The organism is Vreelandella indica (genome assembly GCF_037070225.1).
Taxonomy (GTDB): Bacteria; Pseudomonadota; Gammaproteobacteria; order Pseudomonadales; family Halomonadaceae; genus Vreelandella; species Vreelandella arctica.
On record NZ_JBANSO010000052.1, the window covers coordinates 1 to 8044 of the forward strand.

Below are 8044 nucleotides of genomic sequence, written 5' to 3' on the forward strand. Positions count from 1 at the left end.
AAAGGGCTGCGTTCTGGCATTACTCAACAGCCACTCGCGCTGAAGATGCGAATCCTGATAAGCAATGCCAACAGCCAGTACCTTCAGACCGCTCAATCAGCGCCCTCGTGAATAAGGCGGGTTGATTACTTGCCAATATCCATACAGGCCCCACTAGTAGTAGCGCTAAAAGCACTACGAGAGTGAGCAGCCATCGCAGCAGCGTTTTCATCGCGTTATCCGAAGCTAAGAGATAACTGTTAGTACCGCGATAGCAGGTTGGACGCAAGCGTATATTGTCGGTTTGTAGCAAGCGCTAAGAACGGAAGCTAAATGTAATAGCCACTAAACGCCAGCCATCAAGGTATAAGCGTAAGGGAAGCGCTTTCAATTCGGTTACGACCATTTCGCTTAGCGCTCAATAACAAATGATCAGCGCGATTGATCACCTCATCAATCGTTTGGTCATTGCGCTCAAGCGTGGCGATGCCAATGCTGGCAGACAGATTAGCTCTCTGTAGTGTGCTGCTCAGCCGCTCGGCAATTGCGCGGGCTCCCTGCAGATCGGTTTCGGGCAATACGATGATGAACTCATCACCACCATAGCGTCCGACCAAATCACAATTGCGGACTGTCGCACGTATTGCGCGAGCCACTGTTTGCAACGCCTGATCTCCTGCGGCGTGGCCCTTTTCATCGTTGATCGACTTAAAGTGATCGATATCCAGCATTAACAGGCCAAGTGATAAACCATAACGACAAACTCGCTTGAATTCAGTCGTCGCCAACTCAAGGAGATGGCGACGGTTAAACGCTTCAGTGAGCCAATCATGAGTCGCTAAGTAACTTAATTGACGATTAATGGTCGTCAGTTCGTCGGTGCGCTCCAACACCCGACGTTCTATTTCTAGTTCGGAATAATGGGCCACCTTCGAACCGCTACAGGTACTTGAGTTATGGACGATGCAGAGCAAATGCGTAATTACGCCTGGTTGGCCACTAATCGGTTTGAGTAGGAGCTGGCAATCGCCCTGATGACACTCCTCATCAATGTACTTTCCCGGCATTTCGTAACGTACCGACACCCCGTCTGCTACACAGTGAGCACAATTTGCAGTCAACTCATTGCATAGCGATGCAGGAAACATATGGGATAGATCTTTACCCAGGTATATTTTTTGGTCGCTTAACGTAGCTTGCTGAAAGGGATTAACTGCCTCAACGACGAAATCACCCGGCCCTTCGCAACGGACCATCATCATTGGAGCAGGAAAAAAATCCCATAGAAACTGCATCATGGAGTCGGCATCATCACCAAAATGACCCAGAAAGCCAGGATTTTTCCACATTGGCATACTCATAAACATGCCCTCCTACCATGAGTGTAGTGACAAGTAAAAAGCTATATCTCTTTTATGAAGAACAGCTTAGCCCGGATTTCTCATAGCACCTCAGCAAGTACTGCACCCAAGACGGAATGCCACTAAAAAACTGTTGGCACGGCTTAAATTGCCTACTTTTTAACCACTCCCCGTCGTTCAGACACACTTCCCCCTTTCCCCCATTGCGTCGGGCCGGGGGCGCCCGAGCATTCAGCTCGGCACCAACCGCCTGACGAGATCGGATAGTTCCGCTTTATAGGGGTAACTGTCACTCATCAACACACGGATGCGGCGCGTATTGCGGATGATGACCGCGCCCACCTTGATGAGCTTTAGCCGTAGGTTGCTTGGGCTCATGCGCTCAAAAGGGGTCTTCTTCAGGTAAGTGCGTAAGCGCTCGAACAGCGTATAGGCGAAGCCCGATAAGATCAGCCGCCACTGGTTGGCCCACCAGTGCGTGCTGGAGGTCCGGTCAGCAAACAGGCTCAGTTGTTGATCCTTGATTCGGTTTTCCATGTCGCCACGAGCACAGTACTGCTCGTAGTAAAGCTTGAAGCCGTCGTCGTAACGGGAGCTGATGATAAACCGGGGGTTGGAGCCCAACTCGCTTTCTTCCAGACGGGCCACCACCCAGCGTGGGTACTTCCAGGAGTGTGCTTGATACGGGAAGCGGAACGTCTCTGCTACTTTGCCCCCCACCTGCCATTGGGTCTTGCGCACCAGCATCATGGGCACATCCACTTCCTTGAGCAGCCGACTGTTCTTGCCGATACCCACGATATAGTCAACGTGATGCCGATCGCACCAGTTGAGCATCCGGGAGCGACAAAAGTGACTATCACCTCGTAACACAAGGCGCGTATCGGGCCAGTACTGGCGAATAAAGCGCACCAGTAACGCCAGGATGGCCCAGCTGTGATGGCTGTCGCTGTGGTCACTGGTACGCAGATAGCTCACTAGCAGATGGCGGCCACAGAAGACATACAGCGGGAAGTAGCAATGGTGGTCGTAGTAGCCGTTGAAGAACTTGCCCGGCTGCTCGCCGTGAACCGGGATATCGGTACCGTCAAAGTCCAACACAATTTCCGCCGGTGGCTCCTCGTGCTGCTCGATGAAGTGGTGCCAAAGTAGTTGATGGGCCTTCACTATCGCCTGCCGATCCGCCTGCTGCTCCATCCGGCACAGCGTGGACTTGCCTGCCAAGGAGTCGTCCTGGCCAACCGCCGTTTGCAGCGCTTGATCAAAGCGAAGGGCTTCATGATCGTTCAGGTCTTCGTATCCAGCGGCCACGCCAAATACCCGTTGACGAACCATGGTGTCTAGCCGGTGGCGAATCTGTTCTGGATCCCGGGGATCGTGAAGTACCGAGGCTAGTCGGCGAGTCAGGCGATGTTGTTTATCGACCTCGCGCAGCAAAAACAGTCCGGCATCGGAGGTGATGTGACCGCCGGAAAAATCGGCTTCAATTTGACGGCGAGAGAGTGGCGAGAAGGTCAGTTTTTCAGGTACCATTTTGGATAGCGGCTGTTGGTGTTTTTTCTGGTGTAACGTCCTGAAATAATAACACTTTCAGCCGCTTTCTTTTATACCCCGTGAGAAATTCGGGCTAAGTAGATCCCACCTGAAGTGTACAGCGCCAACTACTAGTCGCTGAGATTACAAAAATTGACAAAACAACGGAGACCACTAATTTAAAAATTAGGAAGGCTTGTAGAAATGGAATTGTGGCTAGGCGATTAGCAATACAAAACAAAAACAAGATCGGCGATGTGGTCACCGTTATCGCCGTGAGCGAAAGCGAGCGAGGTAAATCACATGGCAGACGATTTGCGCGAAAGCGCCTTACAGTACCATCGACTCCCCCGCCCCGGTAAATTGGCAATCCAGGTGATAAAACCGATGGCTAGCCAGCGCGATCTGTCGTTGGCCTAATCGCCTGGGGTAACCGCAACCTGCGAAGAAATTGAAAGCGAACCCAGCTATTCACTTATCTGCCCATCAGGCGCCAGAGAAACGTTCTCAATAATCAGTTTTTTTGCTGCTTACCTTTTTTTAAGCCTGCCATAAGTTACCTCATTTAGGATGATCCTTGTGCCAATCGACAAATATGTCTTGCACAGCCACCCATCATCGAAAAGAGGTATTACTTATGCGAACTCACATCACTAAGATTATAACATCGGCGTTGTTACTGACGGCTAGCACGGCTGCGCTGGCCGAGACTCATTGTACTGATGCCCCCAGTGACGAATGGATCAGCCAAGCTGATATGGAAGAACGTATCAGCGAGATGGGTTACAAAATCAAAGAATTTAAGGTCACCGAGGGAAACTGCTACGAGATATACGGCTGGGACGAGCAGGAGCGCCGGGTAGAGATCTATTTCAACCCAGTAGATGCCAGCATCGTGAAGCAGGAAGTCGAAGACTGATCAGGAGGTTACCATGGCCGATAATACCCGTATCCGTGTTTGGGACCCGTTGGTCAGGTTGGTACATTGGGCTTTGGTTGCTGGCGTAGCCGTCAACTTATGGCTAACCGAAGAAGGGGGCGATATACACCAATGGGTCGGTTATGCCTTGGTGGCATTAATCGTCGTACGCATCCTTTGGGGATTTATCGGTCCCTGGAGTGCACGCTGGCGGAGCTTTTGGCCTACCGTGAGCCGACTTCAATGTGTGCTGCGCGGTCGCGACAGCAAGATAGAGCAAACCGGCATTACCCATACACCGCTGGGCGCTATCATGATGCTGGTGCTGCTTGGGCTAATCCTCGGTCTGGGACTTACTGGCTACATGATGGAAGAAACGGATCGTTTCTGGGGGGTTGGCTGGGTTGAAGAAACCCACGAATTCATGGCCAACGCGATTCTTTTTCTAGTACCACTGCATGTATTGGGTGCTGTGGTAGAAAGCCTCAAGCAAGGCGATAATTTGATCGCTAGCATGTTGCATGGCTATCGCCGCCGCCCTACCTCTACCCCCAACACTAAGGCTCATGATGTTCAGTCTTAATTAAGATGTTGTTAAGACAATGCAATGATAATGGCCACTCCTTAATTTTGCACGAGTGGCCTTTTCAGACCTGTTTGACACAGAGCAATGGCTGCACTATCCCTTATTTATGCCACGACACCGAACAAGCGGCCTATGCCGAAGGTCAAGGTCATCGCCAATGCGCCCCAGAACATTACGCGCACCGAGGCTTTGAGTATCGGCGCGCCACCCACACGGGCAGCCGCCGCCCCTAGAAAGGCTAAAAACAGTATCGAGAAGAGCGCCACCAGAAGAATAAGCAATGGCGGCGGCGCCCACCAGGCGATTAGCAACGGCCACATGGCGCCAGCCGTGAAGGTCACAGCCGATGAAAAGGCCGCCTGGAGTGGGCGCGCTTGGCTTGTCTCGGTGATGCCAATCTCATCTCTGGCGTGAGCGCCTAGCGCATCGCTTGCCATCAGCTGTTCAGCGACTTGCGTGGCTAGCGCCGGTGTTAACCCACGCGCTTCATAAATCGCTGCCAGCTCTTCCAGTTCAGCATCAAAATGTTCTATCAACGCTTGGCGCTCAAGCGCAAGATCCGCATGTTCGGTGTCAGACTGTGAGCTAACGGAGACGTATTCACCGGCGGCCATCGACATAGCCCCGGCCACTAGCCCCGCAATACCGGCCAACATAATGTCGCTATGCGCGGTGCTCGCTGCTGCCACGCCGAGTATCAGGCTGCTAGTCGAGACAAGGCCATCATTCGCGCCCATGACGGCTGCGCGCAGCCAACCTGAACGGTTAGATCGATGGTGCTCTGTATGTTGCATGGCCTCACCTCGTGATTGATTTCCCCTTTCTTTTCAGAGGGAGAGTGGCAGATAGCTGTGTGGCAACAGCCTTCAGGGCATATTTTTAGCCAGCGCTTGTAGCAACAGTGCGATTCTCTGGTGCATATAACGGTTGAAATGCATTTAGATTCAATCACTTGTTCCAAAGAAAAGCACTGTAAGCTAATCAGCGATCCTGATGTTGGTTTTGCTCCCACACCACACTGACCGCCAGGCCATTGGGCGTACGATTACTAAGCGTAAGGCGTGCGTTCTGGCGCTGAGCCAACTCCGAGACAATCGATAAACCCAACCCGCTGCCGGTGGTACCCTGGCCAGACGCGCGCCGAAAGCGCTCAGTGACTTTATCCAACAGTGCCTCGGGGAGGCCGGGGCCAGTGTCACTCACCGTGAGTTGAGGCAACCCCTCCCAAAGCGCTAACTCTACCTCCACTTGACCGCCTTCCGGCGTATAGCGCAAGGCATTATCCAGTAGGTTACGAAAGAGCATTCCCACCTCGACTTCGTCGGCGCGAACCTCCAACCGGGTTAAGCCTGTTAGCCTCAAGTGCTGATCTCGCTCATCAGCGAGTGGCCACAGCTCGGCTATCAATTCAGCAATAATCGGATAGAGGTCAATAGTGGCCGGTGAGGTTGTGGCAACTTGATCCAAACGAGCCAAAATGAGCAGCTGTTCTACCACCCGTTGAAGCCGCTCAACCCCGACATAAGCCTTTTGTAATGATTGCTCTCCCCCTGCCTGCGCATTATCTAAGTGGATTCTCAGCGCTGCCAAGGGCGTGCGTAATTCATGGGCCGCATCTGCAGTGAAGCGCCGCTCGCGCTCTAACGTGGCTTTCAACCGGGCGATAAAGTCGTTTAGTGATTGGCGTAATCCATTAAGCTCTTGAGGAACCGGATTATTGATTTGACGCAGGTCGTGGGCGGAGCGACCTTGTACCTGGCTGGAAAGTGCTTGGATGGGTGCAACACCCCGCCGGATAACTCTACTCATCAGCCAAAGAAGGAGTGGCAGCAACAAGAGCATCGGCAATAAATTGTTCCAGGTGATGCGCTCCACCACTTCATCATGAAACGAACCCCGTAGTCCCATGCTGATCCAGGTATCGCTGGCAACATCGAACATGCTGAAAACCCGCCAGCGGTGACCATCGTAGCTTTCCCAGCGAAAACCCTCCTCTAAAGGCGCGGGGAAAGGCCCTGCATCATTCCATTTGCCCCCTAACAGCCTGGGTGAGCCATCGGCATTCCAAAAACCCAGTACTAATTTAAGCTCTTCCTCGTGGTAAAGCTTGGGACCTGATTCAGAGCTGCTCACGGGCACGGCGATACCGTCACGATATAGCTGGGTTGGATGCGCGGGAAGGCCCATGCGCGCAGCAAGGCGAGCATAGTCGTCGATGGTAGCGTTTGGATCGAGTTGGCCAGCCACAATCCGGCTATGCAGACTGAGTTGTGTATCGAGAATTTCTTCTAGCTCGTGATCCGTAATTAAGTAAGCCGCGGTAACCGCAACGCCCCCAGCGACCACCATGGTAATGGCTAGCGTGCGAAGCAGATAACGCCGTATCGATCTCATTGCGCCTGGCTATCCAGTCGGTAGCCAATCCCCCGCACGTTAATAATTAGATGTTTTTCAAGCTTTTTTCGCAGATGATGAATGTGAACTTCCACCGTGTTGGACTCTACCTCTTCGCCCCAGCCGTAAAGCAAATTTTCTAAACGAGGGCGAGATAGCACCCTGTCAGGGTGCCTAGCTAGCTCTAGCAATAAGGCATACTCGCGTCGGCCCAACTTTACGTCTTTGCCCCGCCAACTCACCGCATGGAGAGCCTCATCAATACTCAGTGCACCCAGCGTCAATATTTGCGAGGCCCGCCCCTCAGCGCGCCGCATTACGACACGCAAACGGGCGAGGAGCTCCTGCAAATTGAAAGGCTTGAGCACATAATCATCCGCCCCCGCATCTAAACCCCCAATACGGTCTTCCATCGCATCACGGGCCGTCAAAATAAGAATAGGCAGAGTAGATTGCTGTCGGAGTAAATGCAGTACTTGCATACCGTCCATATCGGGCAGCCCAAGATCCAAAATAATCACACTAAAGGTCTCGCTGCCGATAGCGCTGATTGCCTCGCGGCCAAGCATAAACCAATCAACCGCGTAGCCCTCGCGCTCCAGCGCCGTCTTGATGCCATCCCCAAGCAAGGGATCATCTTCTATTAGTAGTGCACGCATGCTGATTCCCTCAATCGACAAGCCGCTATCTTGGCTACCAAAACTTAAGCTTTTCTTAAATAGGGTAACTTACTTCTCAAAAAGCAACCTCATCTGAATGCAACCAGTAAGCCAACCACCCTATCTTTTCGAACTTCTTACGCAGTTTAACTCTTCTTTAAGTTATTTAGGCTCATGCTGCCTCTTTCGCCATGGGCAAAGCCCAAGCAGTGCCTTCAGTGACAGTTATTTTGATTATGCCCTGTCGCAACCGTGGGCAGGCTATTTTTTATTAATTGAGAGAGCGCCATAACATGCAATTACTAACACTTATTAGAACAAACTATTATTTAAAAATAATGGCCCGTTTTTTAGAAAAAAGAATGAAGCAATATTTACTGGGAGGCATACGGTATATCCTCAAAGCACCTACACCAGAAACCATTGACAGCCTTGTGGGCGTAGAAAAAATTCTCATTATTCGCCCCAATTTTCGTCTAGGCAACGCGCTAATTAAGTACCTGATCTAAAGTTTTCGTGTAATATCCATGCCAGGATTTCTGACACGGACAGAACCATGGAAAAACGCTTCGTTGCCCCTCTCACTGAACCTGAACAACAGACGCTGACCTCC

At 51.8% G+C, this 8044-nt stretch carries 7 protein-coding genes; 2 read left to right on the plus strand and 5 right to left on the minus strand.

Annotation, left to right across the window (positions count from 1 at the left end):
- Positions 1 to 338: 338 nt before the first annotated feature.
- A complete protein-coding gene (locus tag V8L71_RS20040) occupies positions 339 to 1340 on the minus strand; it encodes a GGDEF domain-containing protein (RefSeq protein WP_336275256.1) in 1002 nt (333 codons plus the stop codon).
- 231 nt (positions 1341 to 1571) lie between these two features.
- Positions 1572 to 2873, minus strand: coding sequence for an IS1380 family transposase (locus V8L71_RS20045; protein WP_336275257.1), 1302 nt, complete (start codon positions 2871 to 2873; stop codon positions 1572 to 1574).
- Between the two features lie 637 nt (positions 2874 to 3510).
- Between V8L71_RS20045 and V8L71_RS20050 the strand changes: the two genes are divergently transcribed.
- Positions 3511 to 3792, plus strand: coding sequence for a PepSY domain-containing protein (locus tag V8L71_RS20050; protein ID WP_022523388.1), 282 nt, complete (start codon positions 3511 to 3513; stop codon positions 3790 to 3792).
- Between the two features lie 13 nt (positions 3793 to 3805).
- Entirely contained in the window at positions 3806 to 4375 is a 570-nt protein-coding gene (locus V8L71_RS20055; protein WP_336275258.1) for a cytochrome b/b6 domain-containing protein, read from the plus strand.
- Between the two features lie 107 nt (positions 4376 to 4482).
- Here V8L71_RS20055 and V8L71_RS20060 read toward each other — a convergent pair whose 3' ends face one another.
- The 3 genes from V8L71_RS20060 to V8L71_RS20070 all read right to left on the minus strand — a co-directional run bounded on the left by V8L71_RS20060 (position 4483) and on the right by V8L71_RS20070 (position 7431).
- Positions 4483 to 5172: a VIT1/CCC1 transporter family protein gene (locus V8L71_RS20060; RefSeq protein ID WP_022523387.1), complete on the minus strand. Its 690-nt coding sequence runs from the start codon at positions 5170 to 5172 to the stop codon at positions 4483 to 4485.
- 187 nt (positions 5173 to 5359) lie between these two features.
- Entirely contained in the window at positions 5360 to 6772 is a 1413-nt protein-coding gene (locus tag V8L71_RS20065) for an ATP-binding protein (RefSeq protein WP_022523386.1), read from the minus strand.
- The gene (locus V8L71_RS20070; protein ID WP_022523385.1) at positions 6769 to 7431 is read right to left on the minus strand and encodes a response regulator; all 663 of its coding nucleotides are present in this window, start codon (positions 7429 to 7431) and stop codon (positions 6769 to 6771) included. The genes V8L71_RS20065 and V8L71_RS20070 overlap by 4 nt, the downstream gene beginning before the upstream one ends.
- Positions 7432 to 8044: the final 613 nt, after the last annotated feature.